General features: G+C 65.4%; 13 protein-coding genes. 2 read left to right on the forward strand and 11 right to left on the reverse strand.

Going from position 1 to position 16,075, the window contains the following annotated elements; translation table 11 throughout:
• Positions 1–166 precede the first annotated feature (166 nt).
• Positions 167–454, reverse strand: coding sequence for a 1,2-phenylacetyl-CoA epoxidase subunit PaaB (gene paaB, locus RPB_RS18365; protein WP_011442519.1), 288 nt, complete (start codon positions 452–454; stop codon positions 167–169).
• A gap of 35 nt (positions 455–489) precedes the next feature.
• Positions 490–1,473, reverse strand: a complete 984-nt coding sequence (gene paaA / locus RPB_RS18370) for a 1,2-phenylacetyl-CoA epoxidase subunit PaaA (RefSeq protein WP_041798858.1) — start codon at positions 1,471–1,473, stop codon at positions 490–492.
• A gap of 153 nt (positions 1,474–1,626) precedes the next feature.
• On the opposite strand from paaA, the gene RPB_RS18375 reads away from it, so the two are divergent.
• Positions 1,627–2,310 carry a TetR/AcrR family transcriptional regulator gene (locus RPB_RS18375; protein WP_011442521.1) on the forward strand — a complete coding sequence of 228 codons (684 nt, stop codon included), beginning with the start codon at positions 1,627–1,629 and terminating at the stop codon, positions 2,308–2,310.
• 228 nt (positions 2,311–2,538) lie between these two features.
• Here the strand turns inward: RPB_RS18375 and RPB_RS18380 are convergent, their stop codons facing one another.
• The 9 genes from RPB_RS18380 to RPB_RS18420 form a co-directional block, all read right to left on the reverse strand.
• The gene (locus tag RPB_RS18380) at positions 2,539–3,030 is read right to left on the reverse strand and encodes a phasin (protein WP_011442522.1); all 492 of its coding nucleotides are present in this window, start codon (positions 3,028–3,030) and stop codon (positions 2,539–2,541) included.
• Positions 3,031–3,244: 214 nt separating this feature from the next.
• Entirely contained in the window at positions 3,245–3,586 is a 342-nt protein-coding gene (locus RPB_RS18385; protein WP_041798336.1) for a poly(R)-hydroxyalkanoic acid synthase subunit PhaE, read from the reverse strand.
• 19 nt (positions 3,587–3,605) lie between these two features.
• On the reverse strand, positions 3,606–6,824 hold the full coding sequence (locus tag RPB_RS18390; protein ID WP_011442524.1) for a bifunctional cytochrome P450/NADPH--P450 reductase: 3,219 nt from the start codon (positions 6,822–6,824) through the stop codon (positions 3,606–3,608).
• Between the two features lie 23 nt (positions 6,825–6,847).
• Positions 6,848–7,645 carry an esterase/lipase family protein gene (locus RPB_RS18395; RefSeq protein ID WP_011442525.1) on the reverse strand — a complete coding sequence of 266 codons (798 nt, stop codon included), beginning with the start codon at positions 7,643–7,645 and terminating at the stop codon, positions 6,848–6,850.
• A 21-nt stretch (positions 7,646–7,666) separates the two neighbouring features.
• The gene (locus RPB_RS18400; protein WP_011442526.1) at positions 7,667–7,909 is read right to left on the reverse strand and encodes a DUF6489 family protein; all 243 of its coding nucleotides are present in this window, start codon (positions 7,907–7,909) and stop codon (positions 7,667–7,669) included.
• Between the two features lie 174 nt (positions 7,910–8,083).
• Positions 8,084–9,337: an NAD(P)/FAD-dependent oxidoreductase gene (locus RPB_RS18405; protein ID WP_011442527.1), complete on the reverse strand. Its 1,254-nt coding sequence runs from the start codon at positions 9,335–9,337 to the stop codon at positions 8,084–8,086.
• Positions 9,338–9,464: 127 nt separating this feature from the next.
• A complete protein-coding gene (locus RPB_RS18410; protein WP_011442528.1) occupies positions 9,465–12,572 on the reverse strand; it encodes a MexW/MexI family multidrug efflux RND transporter permease subunit in 3,108 nt (1,035 codons plus the stop codon).
• Between the two features lie 145 nt (positions 12,573–12,717).
• Positions 12,718–13,911, reverse strand: a complete 1,194-nt coding sequence (locus tag RPB_RS18415) for an efflux RND transporter periplasmic adaptor subunit (RefSeq protein ID WP_011442529.1) — start codon at positions 13,909–13,911, stop codon at positions 12,718–12,720.
• On the reverse strand, positions 13,912–14,613 hold the full coding sequence (locus RPB_RS18420; protein ID WP_011442530.1) for a TetR/AcrR family transcriptional regulator: 702 nt from the start codon (positions 14,611–14,613) through the stop codon (positions 13,912–13,914).
• 229 nt (positions 14,614–14,842) lie between these two features.
• Between RPB_RS18420 and RPB_RS18425 the strand changes: the two genes are divergently transcribed.
• Positions 14,843–16,063 (forward strand): cytochrome P450, encoded by a 1,221-nt coding sequence (locus RPB_RS18425; RefSeq protein ID WP_011442531.1) that lies wholly within the window; start codon positions 14,843–14,845, stop codon positions 16,061–16,063.
• The last annotated feature ends 12 nt before the right edge of the window (positions 16,064–16,075 follow it).

The following is a 16,075-nucleotide window of genomic DNA, read 5'->3' on the forward strand; positions in this document are numbered from 1 at the left end:
GGGTTCGAATGAAGCGTTCGCCACACACGCGGCGTCATCCTGAGGTGGGAGCGCAGCGAGCCTCGAAGGATGCGGCGACGGGTACCGGCTGCGCATCCTTCGAAGCCGCCGCTGCGCGGCGGCAGCTCAGGATGACGTCGCGTTATGTGCCGGCCACGGCGGCGAACTACATATGCCCGACTTCATCGGGCACCTCGTAGAACGTCGGGTGACGATAGATCTTGCTCTCGGCCGGCTCGAACATCATGCCCGCCTCGGCGGGATCGCTCGCCGTGATCGCGCTCGACGGCACCACCCAGATCGACAGCCCCTCGCCGCGGCGGGTGTAGACGTCGCGGGCCGCCTGCAGTGCCAGCGTGGCGTCGGCGGCGTGCAGCGAGCCGACGTGCTTGTGCGCGAGGCCATTGCGGCTGCGGATGAAGACTTCCCACAGCGCCGTATTCGGCGTGCTCATCGAATGCCTCCCGAAGATGGACAATCCCGCGGCGTCTAGGCCGCGATCTTCTTCTTGCGCTTTTCGGCGAAGGCCATCGCGGCTTCGCGAACCCAGGCGCCGTCGTCATGCGCCTTGCGCCGCGCCGCCAGCCGGTCGCGGTTGCACGGGCCGTTGCCGGCCAGCACCTGCTTGAATTCGTCCCAGTCGATCGTGCCGTAGTCCCAGTGCCCGGTGGACTCGTTCCTGGTCAACGCCGGATCGGGAATCGTGAGCCCGAGATAGTGCGCCTGCGGCACGGTCGCATCGACGAATTTCTGGCGCAATTCGTCGTTGGAGAAGCGCTTGATCTTCCATCTGGTCGAGGTGTCGCTGTGCTGGCTGGCCTGATCCGGCGGGCCGAACATCATCAGGCATGGCCACCACCAGCGGTCGAGCGCATCCTGCGCCATCGCCTTCTGCTCGGCCGAACCGCGGCACAGCGTCAGCATGATCTCGTAGCCCTGGCGCTGGTGGAACGACTCCTCCTTGCAGACGCGGATCATCGCCCGCGCATAGGGGCCGTAGGAGCAGCGGCACAGCGGAATCTGGTTCATGATCGCGGCGCCGTCGACCAGCCAGCCGATCGCGCCGATATCCGCCCAGGTCAGCGTCGGGTAGTTGAAGATCGAGGAGTACTTCGCCTTGCCGCTCAGCATCTGATCGACCAGCTCTTCGCGCGACGAGCCGAGCGTCTCTGCGGCGGCGTAGAGATACAGCCCGTGGCCGCATTCGTCCTGCACCTTGGCGAGCAAGGCGGCCTTGCGGCGCAGCGTCGGCGCGCGGGTGATCCAATTGCCTTCCGGCAACATGCCGACGATCTCGGAATGGGCGTGCTGCGAGATCTGCCGCGTCAGCGTCTTGCGATACGCCGCCGGCATCCAGTCGTTGGGCTCGATCCGCTCTTCGGCATCGATCCGCGCCTGGAACAGCGCGGCGCGGCCGGCGTCCTCGAGGTTGCGATCCTCGGCCTCGGTGGTGTTGAGCGCCTGTGTGTACATGGCGGCGTCCTCGGCAGTTTCCTCGCAGGCTCGGGCGCGCGGCCCGGCCTTGTTGGAAATATAATTGACCAATTGGACGGTCAATGCAAGTGTCGGAACCAGTCATCCGCGGTTCGTGTCGGGCGTGCCGCACCAAGCAGGATGTTGCATCGCATGGCTCGCACGCGAGCGAACGACTACGACCAGAAACGCCGCGGCATCCTCAGCCGTTCCGCGAAGCTGTTCGCGGAGCACGGCTATACCGGAACCTCGATCACCATGATCGCGGAGGCCTGCGGCGTCTCAAAGGCGCTGATGTATCACTACTACCGCTCCAAGGACGCGGTGCTGTTCGATCTGCTCGCCGACCATTTGCAGCATCTCGTCGGCGTGGTCGAATCTGCTGCGCGGTCCGAGGGCGACGCTGGCGAGCGGCTGTTCGCCATCGCGGCGGCACTGCTGGAAGCCTATCGCGGCGCCGACGCCGAACATCAGGTGCAGATCTCGAGCCTCAAGTTGTTACCAGGCGAGCAGCAGGAGGAACTGAAGGCGCTGGAGCGCAGTCTCGTCAGCCTGATGTCGGATGCAATCAGCGCTGCGATCCCGGCGACCGCCGCCAAGCCGCATCTCCTGAAGCCGCTGACGATGTCGCTGTTCGGCATGTTGAACTGGCACTATTTGTGGTTCCGCGAAGGCAAGGGGCTGAACCGCCAGACCTATGCGAAAATGGTGACGACGCTGATGGTCGCCGGCGCAGAACAGGCGATGGACGCGGTCGAAGACGACGACGCCGAGCCCGGGCGCACAACGTCGCGCAGGAAGAACGAGCGGCCGGCAGTGGCGCGGCGCGCAGGGTAGCGACTTCTGCACATCCTCTCCACGTCATTCCGGGGCGCTCGCCGAAGCGAGCGAACCCGGAATACCGAGGTTGTTGCGACTACCGGATGAACACCTCGCGATTCCACGTTCGCGAACTGCGTTCGCGCCCCGGAATGACGTTGAAGGGTGGCGCCCAAAAAGAAAGGCCCGCTTGCGCGGGCCCAGAATTCAGTGATCAGCAAGACCTGTGATCGATCGATGTGTCGATCAGAGCGGCTTGCTGAAGCTCTTGCTCAGGTTGTCCTGGGCCGACTTGGCGCTGTCGGCGACCAGCTTCCCGAGATATTCGGTGGTCGACTTGGCGCGCGACACCAGCACTTCGCCGTGCGAGCGAACCAGATCCGACTGGATCTGCACCGCTTCGTTCAACGACTTCGCCGAAGCCAGCTTGTCGATTCCGGAGAAGAACGCCTGGGTGTCGGCATAGATCGCCTGCTGGATGTTGCGGCTGATCTTGGCGGCCTCGCTGACCGAATGGCTGACAGCCTCTTCGATCGCGGAGGTGACCTTCTCCGAACCCGCCTGGAAGTCGGCGGCCTTCTCCTTGGCGGTGCCGGCCGCACGCTTGACGAAGTCGCGGGTGGCTTCCGGAACTTCCAGATTCTGGAAGTTCTTGAATGCGTCGCCAACCGGCGCAAATGCCTGTTTGACGTTGTCGAACGCGGCCTGATGCGTCTCGGAATAGGTTTCGTTGGTCATCGGGTGTCTCCATCCTCGGTGATTGAGCTATGGTCTCGCCCCGTCCGAATGCGGCCCGGGACACCCTTCATATGGCACAGTTTATGTTGCATTGCAATATAATATTGCATTGCAGCATTTCAGCTTGCACCTAAGTCGTTGATCCGATTAATGAATATTCTCTAATCCGCGTGCGCGAAACAAATTTCGCAATTTTTGGATGTAGCTCGGCCGCCTATTTCGCGCGCGTCGGCTTTGGTGCCGTGGTGTCGCCGGACTCGTTGCGCCCTTGATCGACCGCTGCCTTGAGCTGATCGAGCCGGGCTTCGATTGCCGAGAGCCGCGCGCCGAACTCGTCCATCTGCGCGCGCGTCGGCAGGTTGAGACCGGCCAGGTATTTTTCAACCATCTCGCCGAACTGTTTCTGCGCCTCCGCCGTGGCGCCGCCGACCTGGCCGACCGCTTTGGCGATTTCCGGGGTCGCCATCGCCTGACTGGCGAGCGCCGTGAAGCCCTTGCTCATCTCGCCGAACATCGCTTGCCAGGCCGCGGCCGGGTCGTTGTCCTTGTCGGCCACTACCTTCTCCTCGTTGGACTTACACGCTCGCCCAAACATCGAGCACGTAGCGATCGCGCGCGCCGAGATCCGCAATCCATGCCGCGGCGGCCGTCGCGTCGGCGCCGCTGCGCTCGCGATGGATCGCACACAGCGCGGCCTTGACATCCGGCTCCATCCGGCCGCCGTCGCCGCAGACATAAACGATCGCGCCCTGCTCGATCAATGCGAACACCCGATCCTTTTGCGCGGCGATCAGATGTTGCACATAGGTCTTGGGCCCGTCGCCGCGCGAGAACGCGGCGTGCAATTCGACGATTCCGTCGGCCGCGAAGCCCTGCAATTCGTCGGCATAGAGATAGTCCTGCGCCGGATGGCGGCAACCGAAGAACAGCAGCGCTGGGCCGAGCGTTGCGCCGCCGACCTTGCGCGCGGAACGCTCCTGTAGAAAGCCGCGGAACGGCGCCACCCCGGTGCCCGGCCCGATCATGATCAACGGCACGCGATCGTCGTCCGGCAGACGGAAGCAGGCCTTGGTCGCACGTACCGTGGCCTGAACGGTATCGCCGCTGCCGCGGCCGGCGAGCCAGCTCGAGCACGCGCCGCGATAGATGCCACGGCCGGACAGCGCCGGTCCCTCGACCACCGCGACGGTGACCGAGGCCCGCGCCGGATCTCGCGCCGGTGACGACGAGATCGAGTAGTAACGCGGCTGCAGCGGCGTCAGCATTTCAAGATAGGCCGCGAACGGCAACTCGCAAGCGGGATGTTCCTGCAAGAGATCGAACACCGACCGGCGCTTACCCAGTACCTCCGCGCGATAGGCATCGTCGGCCGCGCCGTCGCCGCCGGCGAGCGCCTGCAGCTTCGGTCGCGTCTGCGGACAGCGCGTGTGCGCGGCCAGCGCCACGATCTGCTTGCGGGTGGCCACCTGCTGCAGTTCGACATGGTCGCCGAGCAGGCCGCCGATCGACACGGCTTCACCCACCGGCAATTGCGCGCGGCGCCCGGGCGCCGCCGACAATCTGATCTGGTCGTCGGGCGCAAAGCCGAAGCGCTGCGCGACGGCGGCGACCAGCGCCGGATCGTTGCGCGGGATCACGCTGAGATGATCCCCGACGCGGTAGCTCATGCCCTGCGGCAATGCGATCTCGATGTGCCGGGTCGAGCGGCCGGAGGCTGCGCGATCCTGCAGCTCGCGGTTCTCCAGCACGCGCATCGCCACTGCGACGCCAGTGGCGGCCAGCGGCTGCGACGCCGCCGGCGCGAGGGGCTCGATTCCATACAGCGGCGTATCGTCGGCACCGCGATCGAACGCAGCGTCGATGCCGAACTCCTTCACCGCCAGCGGGCCGAGCGTGGCGAACCAGGCCTCGAACTGGCCTTCGAGATCGTCACGGGCGTCGCCCTCGCCGCGCACGAAGATGTTGCGGCCGCCATGCGCGGCGAGGCGCTCGTCGATCAGCCGCGGGATCGCCTGATAGGTCGCGGTCCAGTCGCGATTGCCGCAGCCGAACACGGCATAGCGCAGCTTGGCAAAGGCATCGGGCGGCAAATCGCCCGACAGCCAGCGCACGAACTGCGTGGCGTTGTCCGGCGGCGCGCCGTTGTAGGAGGCGGCGAAGATCAGTACGCCCCCCTCTTCCGGCAACTGACCGACATACTGATCGAGCGCGCCGAGTCGCGTCGCGAAGCCGTTCAGGTCGGCGAGATCGGCGACGCGGTGCGCCAGCTCCTCGGCGGTGCCGAGATTGGAGCCGTACAGCACCAGCAGCGGCGTGTTGTGGCCCGGCCGCGCGCGCGGCGCGGCCGGGGCCGGGGCCACAGAGTGCGATACTCCCGACGCGATCCGCGTGGCTCGATCCTTGTCGCTGCGGGGCCGCACCTTGATCTTGAAGCCCTCCGGCTTGATCGTCAGCGTTTCCTTCAGCACCATGCGATAGCGCGTGTGATCGATCAGCTTGAAGCGTTGCAGGATCATGCCGAGCGCCAGCGCCGCCTCGTGCATCGCAAAGCCGCGGCCGATGCAAGCGCGCTGGCCGTTGCCGAACGGTTTCCACGCATTGGCCGGGCGCTTGGATTCCGCCTCGCGCGAAAAATTCTCCGGGTCGAACGCATCCGGATTCGGACCCCAGATACTCGGGTCGCGATGCAGCGCCAGCACCAGCACCGTGGTGAAGGTGCCGCGTTTCAGATGATATTGGCCGCCGATGGTCTCGTCCTGGATCGGCGCCACGCCGTAGGCCGGCGCCGGCGGCCATAGCCGCAGCGTCTCCTTGAGAATCTGGGTGATATAGCCGAGCTGATTGACCTGCTGATAGCTCGGCTCGACCGACGTGTCGGCGCCGAGCACGCGGTCGACCTCGTCATAGGCCTTCTGCAAAACCTCGGGATGCTTCAACAGCGCATAGATCGCGCAGGACAGCAGCCCGCTGGTGGTCTCGTGGCCGGCGATCAGGAAGGTGTTGATCTGATAGCGGATGTTGACGTCGTCGAGCGGCTCGCCGGTGACCTTATCGACGCCGGTCATCATCGCGCCGAGCATGTCCATCTTGTCGGCGACGGCGGCCGCCTTGCGTCGCTCGGCGATGATCTCGTCGACCATCGCATTCATGAAGGCGACGTCTTCGGCCAGCGTGTCGCGCCGCTTCTTCATCCAGAGATTTTCCAGCGGCAGGCCGCGGGTCATCATGATGGTCTCGAGCGAGCGCACCAGCGATTCCACGAAGGGGTGGTAGTCGCGCCGATAGAACGAATTGAAGCGATAGTCGAAGCCGCACAGGCCGATGGTGTCGAGCGTCAGCGCGGTCATGTCGTGAACGACGTCGATCTCGTCGTCGGCGTTGAGACGCTCCCATTTTTTGACGAGCTGCTCGGCTATATCGACCATACTCGGATGATACGACTGCATGGCACGGCCGCCGAACGGCGTCAGCAGGATGTTGTGTGCCTTGCTCCAGTTCGGCTCGCTGGTGTCGGCCGTGAACAGCCCGTCGCCGCCGACCGTACGGACCCGACGCAGCGCGCCGCGCACCGCCTTGTCGAAACGCTTCTCGTCGCTGATCTCGTCGACCAGATCGTAGCCCGACACGATCACGATCGGCGCGCCCATCATGTCGAGCCAGAAGATCGGCCCGAGTTCCTCGGCGAGACGCACCAGATGCTGCACCGGCGCCTTGGTGTCGATCGACAGCATGTTGCCGACCACCGGCTGCTTCGGTGGATGCGGAATCGGCGCGAGCTTGTTGGACGAGGACATCGCAGAAGCCTCTTCTGAACCGGTCATGTGCCTCGGGCCGGCGGTGCCGCATAGGCAAGCGCGAACGGCCCTGAGCGATCGAACGGTGCGAATGCGCCCTCCGGCTGCGCCAGCCGATCGGCGATCGCCCACAGCACCGCGGGGTTGACGGTGAGCCCGATATGGCTCGCGAGCAGAACCTCGATGTTCTCGGCGGTCGGCGACGGCCGCAGCCGCGAGGTGCGCCAGTTCACGATGCCGTCGGTGCGCGAATAGATCGACGTCGCCGGCACCGGCATGTCGCTGGTGAGAGCCTGTAGATCGTCGGGCCTGATCTCGTCGAGATCCTCGCCCGACAGCTTCTCGTAGACCCGCCGTGCATTGGTGGCGGTGATGTCGCCGGAAAACGGACTGCCGAGCGTGACGATGCCGCGGATCATCTGTGGCGCATGCAGCGCGAGGTCGCGCGCATAGACGCCGCCGAGGCTCCACCCGACCACGCTGACCTTGCGGCCGGATGCCTCGTGGATCGTAGTCAGGCGCCGGCGCAGCCGGTCGCGCATCCGGTAGACGCCGCCGAAATTGCGGCCGAGCTCCCAGGCGAACGGCTGATAGCCGAGCGCGCGCAGATAGCGCCGCAGCGGCGCTGTCGACAGATCGCTGGCGAGCAGCCCCGGCAGCACCAGCACCGGATGGCCGTCGCCTTTCGGCGCCTGCAGCAGCAGCGGCGACAACAGGATGCTGGCGTTGAATTCCAGCAGGCTGCGCGCCTCCGCCAGCAGCAGCGCGAGGCTCGGCGGACGCAGACGATGGTGAGGGGTCGCGCGGTCGACGGCGGCCATCCTGCCTCCTGTCGTGGCGGTTTACTTCTTGTTTCCGCCCAGGCCCGCCATGGTCACGAACATATCCTGGAAGCGCTCGGCGATCTTCGGATCGAAGGTGAACCAGCTCTGCATCAACGCCTCCGGCGACACCTTGTCGATGTTGGACAGCATCTGCTGCTGCAGCCTGTCCATCACCGCCGTCTGCATCGGCTGCACGTTGGGCAGGCCGAAGAATGCGCGCGCTTCCTCGGGGGTGCAATCGATCTCGACGTTGACTTTCATGGCCGCTCCGGATTCCTGCAGTGGCGCGTCGTGTCGATGCGAACCGGTCTCCAATTCACATCACAACGCGAAGGGACGTCTCAGCGACGCCCGGCGGAGCATCCTGAACACGGCCGCCAGTATCGCCGCGAGACGCAGTGCGATGCAAGCGATCTGAGGTGTGGCACGTGCGCCTCAACCGAATCGTTCGGCGGCGAACGGCACCGGATCGGCGAACGGCTCCTCGCGGGTCATCATCTCGGCCAACAGCCGTCCGGTGACCGGGCCGAGCGTGAGGCCGTGATGCTGATGACCGAAATCGAACCACAGCCCCGGGTGACGCGGCGCCCGGCCGATCACCGGCAGCATGTCCGGCAGGCACGGCCGCGCGCCCATCCAGGGCTGCTGCTCGACCGCATCGCCGAGCGGAAACAGATCGCGCGCCATCGCACGGGTCCGGTCGATCTGCACATGCGACGGCGGCGCGTCGCGGCGGGCGAACTCGGCGCCGGTGGTGAGCCGGATGCCGCGTTTCATCGGCGCCAGCAAATAACCGCGATCGGCATCGAGAACCGGATGCTGCAGCACCGCGTTGCCGCGCGCCGCGAAATGCTGGTGATAGCCGCGCTTGACGCCGAGCGGAATGCGATAGCCGAGCGGCCTGAACACCAGATCAGACCACGGCCCCAGCGCCACCACCACTTCGCGCGCGGTGATTGGACCATCGTCGGCGGTGATCCGCCAGCCGCCGCCTTGCTGCTGCAGCGAGCGCGCGTCGCCGCGGGCGAACCGGCCTCCCTTGCGCGTGAACAATGCCGCATAGGCCTTCACCAGCGCGCCGGGATCGGGCACGAAGCCGGGCTCGAGCCAATGGATCGCGCCGGCGAATTTGCCCATCAGGTTCGGTTCGCGCGCCGCGATCGATGCGTCGTCGAGCACATCGGCGGTGACGCCGAAGCGCTTCACCCGGTCGAGCTCGGCCACGCTGTTGCCGAACGAGACCTCGGAGCGAAACAGCTTGATCCAGCCGGTCTTGCGCAACAGCTCCGGGACGCCGGCCTCGGCGATCAGGGCTTCATGCTCGGCGAGGCTCTGCCGGATCAGCGGCAACGCGGCGCGCGCGGTGCGCTCCGCACCTTCCGGCGACGAGGCCTGAAAATAGCGCAGCAGCCAGGGCAGGAATTCAGGCAGGCCTGACAACTGGTAGTGCACGTCCGCCGAGCCGTTGAAGGCGTAGCGCAGCAGATGCCCGAGATCCCGCGGGAACATGTAGGGCAGCACCGAGGCGACCTCGATCAGCCCGGCATTGCCGTAGCTGGTCTCGTCACCCGCCGCGGCGTTGCGATCGACCAGCACGACGTCGCGGCCGCGTCGCTGCAGATGCAGCGCGGCGCCGACGCCCACGATCCCGGCGCCGAGCACCAGAACATCCGTCTCGTCCTGCTTCATGGAGCATCAGGTAAGGGCCGAGCGGCGATTCCGCAAATGGCCACGGCGATCGGCGCGGCGCCGGCCATGAAAAAGGCGGACCCTCGCAGATCCGCCTTGTTTCGACGCGCTTCGAGGCGCAGCAGGTTCAGGTCGGCTTCAGCGACGGCGAGGCCTGCTCCATCTCGTAATCCTCGATCTGTTTGGCGCGCTCGGACTCCGACGCCGCGCGGTGGTCGGTGCCGATCGCGACGTAGACGGCCGGCAGCACGAACAGCGTGAACAGCGTGCCGATCAACATGCCGGACACCACCACGAGGCCGATCGAGAACCGGCTCGCCGCGCCGGCGCCCGACGCGCTCAGCAGCGGCAGCAGGCCGGTGACCATCGCGGCGGTGGTCATCAGAATCGGCCGCAGCCGGACCCGCGCCGCCATTTCCATCGCCGAGCGCTTGTCGAGCCCTTCCTTGAGCTGCAGCTCGCGGGCGAACTCGACCATCAGGATGCCGTGCTTGCTGATCAGGCCGACCAGCGTCAGCAACCCGACCTGGGTGTAGATGTTGATCGTCGCCACGCCGAAGAACAGCGGGATCAACGCGCCCGAGATCGCCATCGGCACCGAAATCATGATCACCAGCGGATCGCGCAGGCTTTCGAACTGCGCGGCCAGCACCAGGAAGATGATGATCAGCGCGAAGCCGAAGGTGATGGCGAGCTGATTGCCCTCCTTCACGTATTGCCGCGCGTCGGCCAGATAATCGTGGTTGAAGCCGGAGGGCAGGTTCTTCGCCTGCTGCTCGAGGAAGTCCACCGCCTGCCCCACCGTGACGCCCGGCATCGGCACCGCCTGGAAGGTGGCGGAGTTGAGCTGGTTGAAGTGCGTCAGCGCGTTCGGGTCGGTCGCGGTTTCAATCGACACCAGCGTCGACAGCGGCACCTGCTGCCCGGTGGCGCTCGGCACATAATAGCCGTCGAGCGAATTCGGCGACAGCCGATCCGCGCGCGGCACCTGCGGGATCACCTGATACGACCGGCCTTCCAGATTGAAGCGGTTGGTGTAGTTGCCGCCGAGCAGTGTCGCCAGCGTGCCGCCGATCTGCGACATGGTGATGCCGAGATCGTTGGCCTTGTTGCGGTCGATCTTGACCCGCACCACCGGCTGGTTGAAGTCGAGATCGCTGTCGGCGACGATGAACAGCCCGCTCTTGCGCGCGGCGTCCTTGAGCTTGACCATCTCCTCGTAAACTGCGCGGAAGCCGGTGGTGGAGTTGATCACCATCTGGATCGGCAGGCCGCCCGGACCGCCGGGCAGCGGCGGCAGGTTGAAGGCGAAGGCGTTGACGCCTTCGATCTTGCTGAGTTCGGCCTGCACCAGCGGCTTGAGCTTGATCGACGACCGCTCGCGCTCGTCCCACGGCTTCAGCAACATGCCCGCGATGCCGTTGTTCGGGCCCGACGTGCCGTTCAGGATGAAGCGCAGGTCGGTCTCCGGGAAGCCCGCGAACGCCTTGTCGAGCTTCTCTCCGTAGTAGTTGGAGTAGTCGATATTGGCGTATTTCGGCCCCTTGGTGACCGCGAAGACGATACCCTGGTCTTCCTCGGGCGCGAGTTCCTTGGCCGTATTCATGTACATGAATCCGACCAGGCCCAGGATCACCAGCGCGAACATCCCGGTGATCGGCCGATAGTCCAGCGAGCGATCGAGCTGGCGCCCGTACCAGCGCGTGGTGGCGCCGAACACGCTGTCGACCTTGCGGGCGAACCAGCCCTGGCTCTCCTGATGCTTCAACAGCACCGAGCACATCATCGGCGACAGCGTCAGCGCGATGATGCCGGATACGATCACCGCGCCGGCGAGCGTGAAGGCGAATTCGCGGAACAGCGCACCGGTGAGGCCGCCGAGGAAGCCGATCGGCGCGTACACCGCGGCCAGCGTGATGGTCATCGAGATCACCGGCCCGACGATCTCGCGGGCCCCGATCAGCGAGGCCTGGACGGGACTCTTGCCCTCCTCGAGATGTCGATGGATGTTCTCGACCACGACGATGGCGTCGTCGACCACGAGGCCGATCGCCAGCACCATCGCCAGCAGCGTGAGCAGATTGATACTGAAGCCCATCGCCAGCATCGCCGTGCAGACGCCGATCAGCGACAGCGGAATCGTCACTACCGGGATGATCACCGACCGGAACGAGGCGAGGAACAGGAAGATCACCACGATGACGATCCCCACCGCCTCGATCAGCGTCATCTCGACCTCGTCGATCGAGGAGCGGATGAATTTGGTCGAATCATAGGCGACCTTCATCTTCAGCGACGGCGGCAGATTGCGCTCGATATCCGGAAACAGCGCACGAACACCGCTGACGATATTGAGCGGGTTGCCCTGCGGCGTCGCCTGCACGCCGATGAAGATCGCCCGCTCGCCGGAGAACGCCACGCTGGAATCGGTGCTCTGCGCGGCGAGTTCGACCGTGGCGACGTCCTGCAACCTGATGAAGCCGCCGTCCTTGGCCTTCACCGTCATCTGCTTGAACTGGTCGACGTTCTGGAGATCGGCGTTGGTACTGACGTTGGAGACCGTGAGATAGCCCTTGGTCTGACCCGCGGCCGCCTGGAAGTTGTTGGCGCGGATCGCGGCGGCGACATCGTCGGGCGACACCCCGCGCCCGGCCATGCGGATCGGATCGAGCCAGATCCGCATCGCGAAGGTCTGGCCGCCGAGGATGTCGGCGGAGGCCACGCCTTCGACGGTGGACAGCACCGGCTGCACCACGCGCGTCAGATAGTCCGAGATCGCCGAGCCGGAGAGCTCGTTGCTGGAGAAGCCGATATACATCACCGCCGTGGTCTCGCCGGTGGATTTGACGATGACCGGATCGTTGGCTTCGCGCGGGATCAGATATTTGACCGAATTGACCTTCGCCAGAACCTCGGTGAGCGCCTGGTTCGGATCGAAATTGAGCTTGACGTAGACCGTGATCAGGCTCTGGCCCTGGGTCGAGGACGAGGTGATGTAGTCGATGCCCTCGGCCGAGGCGACGGCCTGCTCGAGCGGGGTGGTGATGAAGCCCTGCATCAGGTCCGGCGAGGCGCCGGGATACACCGTGGTGACGGTGATCACGGTGTTCGACAGCTTGGGATACTGGCGGATCGGCAGCGTGGTCGCGGCCCTGAAGCCGATCAGCAGGATCAGCAGGCTGACCACCAGCGACAGCACCGGCCGCTTGATGAAGATATCGGTGAGGGCACCCATAGTGCGGTCGCTCCGTGACGCCCGCGTCTCGCGCATCCAGCGGCGCGAGGCGGCGAATTGTTCAGTTGCTACCGGACGGCGACGATCGCCGGCCGGACAGATTCGATGTCGGCGGGACGCGCCGATGCGCCGTCCCGCGCCTCGCTCAGTAGCGCGGCGGCGTGGCCGGAATCGGCGGCGGCGGGTCCTTGGAGATCGCCACCGCGGCACCGGATTGCAGCTTGAGCTGGCCGACCGCGACGACGCGGTCGCCGGCTTTCAGACCGCTCTGGATCACGGCGCGGCCGTGGATCCGCTCCCCGGTGCGCACGAAGGTCCGCACCGCGGTCAGGCTGGTCTTGCCGTCGTCGGCCTTCTCTTCCTTGATCAGGAACACGGAGTCGCCGTACAGCGTATAGTCGACGGCGGTTTCCGGCACGGTGATCACCGCCGGCTTGTCCGGCAGCACCACCGTGGTGGTCGCGAACATGCCGGGCTTCAGGATGTGCTCGGGATTATCCAGCGTGCCCTGCACCCGGATGTTGCGGGTCTCGGCGCTGATCTGCGGCTCGATCGTGGTGATCTTGCCTTCGAACACGCGGCCCGGATAGGCGTCGACCGTGACGCGCACCGCTTGCCCGACCTTCAAGGTGCCGCTGTCCTTCTCGGTCACGGTGAAGTTCGTATAGACCCGCGACAGGTCGGTCAGCGTCACGATCTGGGTGCCGGCCGTGAGATATTGACCGACCTCGACGCGGCGGACGCCGAGCACGCCGTCGAACGGCGCGCGCACCAGCTTTTGCGAAATCACCGCTTCCGTCCGCGCGATGCCGGCATTGGCCTGGTCGAACGACGCCTGGGCCTGATCGACCGTCGCCTGCGGTCCGAACTGCCGTGCGGCGAGCTGCTTGGCGCGGTCGAGCGACAGCTCGGCGACCTTGACCTGCGCCCGGTAATTGGCGAGGTCGGCCTGCTCCGGCGCGTCGTAGAGCTGCAGCAGTTTTGCGCCCGCTTTGACCTCGGCACCCGGCGTGAACAGAATGTCGGTGATGCGTCCGTTGACGTCGGAGGTGACGTTGACCTGATGCACGGCGGCGAGATCGCCGACCGCGGTCAGCAGGTTCGGCACCACCTCCGACTTCGCCTCGGCGATCGAGACGTTGATCGGCGGCGGTTTGTTGTTGGCGAAGAACTGCGCGATCATGTGGCTGCGGAAGGCGTTGAAGCCGACCAGCCCGCCGACCAGAATCGCCAGCAGCAACCCGATGATGATGAACCATCGGATCATCCGCACCGGACGGGGGCGCGGCTTTTCAGGGGCCGACCGCGCAGCGGGCGGGGTTTCTGTCGCAAGCGTCATTTATGCACTCTCTGTCGTTTCCGCGCTCGTCTGCTCCGGCGATAGCTCGCGATCCAGATGGGCGGCAATTACGTCGTCGTTCAGTCCAATCCCACGCAAGATGTATTCACAGGTCTGCCTCTCGAGAGCGGCGGCCTCGCCGTAAGCGAGGCATGGCACCGCAGGCAGTCGTCCGAGCGCCATCGTCACCAGCGTATGGTACGCGAACCAGAACAGGTTCATCGGCTCCTGCCCGATCCGCGTCGCCTCTCCGGCCGCTACCGCGCGATCGAGCGAAGCGGCGAACTTCGGTCCGATCAGCCCAGAGATCTTCTCGAACACCAGCCTGGCGAACTCGCCGTCGTCGAGCTGGCTCGTGACCAGAAGCCGTAGACGCTGCGCCTCCTCGCCGTCCGGCTGATCCGAAACATGCAAGAAATGCACGACCATATTGCGAACGACGACGACCAGCGCTTCGGTCGACGGCGGCAGGTCGAGCAGGTGGACCAGCGCGGGGTCGGCCTCGCACTCTTCCGCCAGAATCTCGGCATACAGTGCTGATTTGCTCGGAAAATGCTTGAACAGCAACCCTTCTGAGATCGACGCCGCCGTAGCGACGCTCCTGGTCGTGGTCCCCGCAAAGCCGTTTCGCGCAAAGCATCGCTTTGCGGCGCCAAGAATCAATTCCCGCCGCAAATCGCGCGTCATTCGCAATGAGTTCATTTTCGTGAGTAGGCACTCACCTGCCGGATTGTCAATTGGGTTCGCTGCAACGCACAGAATCGTGAGTGTGGAAATCGCCTAAGATGCCCGTCTTTCAGGCCCGGTCTGGATTTGCCTGGGTCGGCCATTCCGCCCGGCGGTATCCCTCGAAGCCTCGTGCCTGCCGCCTCCGGCCAGCCGATATGCGTTTCGCGGGGAAACGCTCTATAACCAAGAAAACGGGAATGACATGGAAATGCCCTCACGCGAACTGGCGGCGGAGTTCGAACTCGAACGGCTGACGCCGGAGTTCTATGACAATCCCTACCCCACCTATCGCGCCCTGCAGACGCATCAGCCGGTCAAGCGGCTGCGCAATGGCGGGTACATCCTGACGCGCTATGACGATCTGGTGACGGTCTACAAGAACACCACGCTGTTCAGCTCCGACAAGAAGCGCGAATTCGCGCCGAAATACGGCGACTCGCTGCTGTTCGAGCATCACACTACCAGCCTGGTGTTCAACGACCCGCCGGCGCATACGCGAGTGCGGCGGCTGATCACGGGCGCGCTGTCGCCGCGCGCGATCGCCGGCATGCAGCCGGATCTGATCGCGCTGGTCGACCGCCTGCTCGATGCGATGGCGGCCAAAGCCGGCGTCGATCTGATCGAGGATTTCGCCGCCGCGATCCCGATCGAGGTGATCGGCAATCTGCTCGGCGTGCCGCACGACGAGCGCGGCCCGCTCCGCGACTGGTCGCTGGCGATTCTCGGCGCACTCGAGCCGGTGATCGGGCCGGAGACGTTTTCGCGCGGCAATGAGGCTGTCCGCGACTTCCTCGCCTATCTCGAAATCCTGATCACGCGCCGTCGCGCCGAGCCCGGCGATCCGGAGCACGATGTTCTGACCCGGCTGATCCAGGGCGACGACGGCACCGGCGAGAAGCTCTCCGCCAAGGAGCTGCTGCACAATTGCATCTTCCTGCTCAACGCCGGACATGAAACCACCACCAACCTGATCGGCAACGGGCTCGTGGCGCTCGCAGACAATCCTGCGGAAAAACAGCGGCTGATCGGCCAGCCCGGCCTCGCCCGCACCGCGGTCGAAGAGATCCTGCGCTATGAGAGCTCGAACCAGCTCGGCAACCGCATCACCACCACCGAGGTCGAGATCGGAGGCGTAACGATGCAGGCCAACACCTCGCTGACGCTGTGCATCGGCGCTGCCAACCGCGATCCGGCGCAGTTTCCCGATCCCGACCGGTTCGACGTCGGACGAACGCCGAACCGGCACCTCGCTTTTGCCACGGGGCCACATCAATGCGCCGGCATGGCGCTGGCGCGGCTCGAAGGCGTGATCGCGCTGACGCGATTCCTGGCGCGCTTCCCGAACTACACGCTCGACGGCACGCCGTCGCGCGGCGGGCGGGTGCGGTTTCGCGGCTATCTGCGCGTGCCATGCCGCCTGTAGGCGACCTCAAAG

The sequence above is a fragment of the Rhodopseudomonas palustris HaA2 genome (assembly GCF_000013365.1).
In the GTDB taxonomy this organism is placed as follows: Bacteria; Pseudomonadota; Alphaproteobacteria; order Rhizobiales; family Xanthobacteraceae; genus Rhodopseudomonas; species Rhodopseudomonas palustris_J.

What these genes read in the sequence shown, in the direction of transcription:
- RPB_RS18390 (WP_011442524.1), bottom strand. Translation starts at nt 6,824, where the DNA reads ATGTCCTCGTCCAACAAGCTCGCGCCGATTCCGCATCCACCGAAGCAG.
- RPB_RS18415 (WP_011442529.1), bottom strand. Translation starts at nt 13,911, where the DNA reads ATGACGCTTGCGACAGAAACCCCGCCCGCTGCGCGGTCGGCCCCTGAA.
- RPB_RS18420 (WP_011442530.1), bottom strand. Translation starts at nt 14,613, where the DNA reads ATGAACTCATTGCGAATGACGCGCGATTTGCGGCGGGAATTGATTCTT.
- RPB_RS18375 (WP_011442521.1), top strand. Translation starts at nt 1,627, where the DNA reads ATGGCTCGCACGCGAGCGAACGACTACGACCAGAAACGCCGCGGCATC.
- RPB_RS18400 (WP_011442526.1), bottom strand. Translation starts at nt 7,909, where the DNA reads ATGAAAGTCAACGTCGAGATCGATTGCACCCCCGAGGAAGCGCGCGCA.
- RPB_RS18425 (WP_011442531.1), top strand. Translation starts at nt 14,843, where the DNA reads ATGGAAATGCCCTCACGCGAACTGGCGGCGGAGTTCGAACTCGAACGG.
- RPB_RS18380 (WP_011442522.1), bottom strand. Translation starts at nt 3,030, where the DNA reads ATGACCAACGAAACCTATTCCGAGACGCATCAGGCCGCGTTCGACAAC.
- RPB_RS18405 (WP_011442527.1), bottom strand. Translation starts at nt 9,337, where the DNA reads ATGAAGCAGGACGAGACGGATGTTCTGGTGCTCGGCGCCGGGATCGTG.
- paaA (WP_041798858.1), bottom strand. Translation starts at nt 1,473, where the DNA reads ATGTACACACAGGCGCTCAACACCACCGAGGCCGAGGATCGCAACCTC.
- RPB_RS18395 (WP_011442525.1), bottom strand. Translation starts at nt 7,645, where the DNA reads ATGGCCGCCGTCGACCGCGCGACCCCTCACCATCGTCTGCGTCCGCCG.
- RPB_RS18410 (WP_011442528.1), bottom strand. Translation starts at nt 12,572, where the DNA reads ATGGGTGCCCTCACCGATATCTTCATCAAGCGGCCGGTGCTGTCGCTG.
- paaB (WP_011442519.1), bottom strand. Translation starts at nt 454, where the DNA reads ATGAGCACGCCGAATACGGCGCTGTGGGAAGTCTTCATCCGCAGCCGC.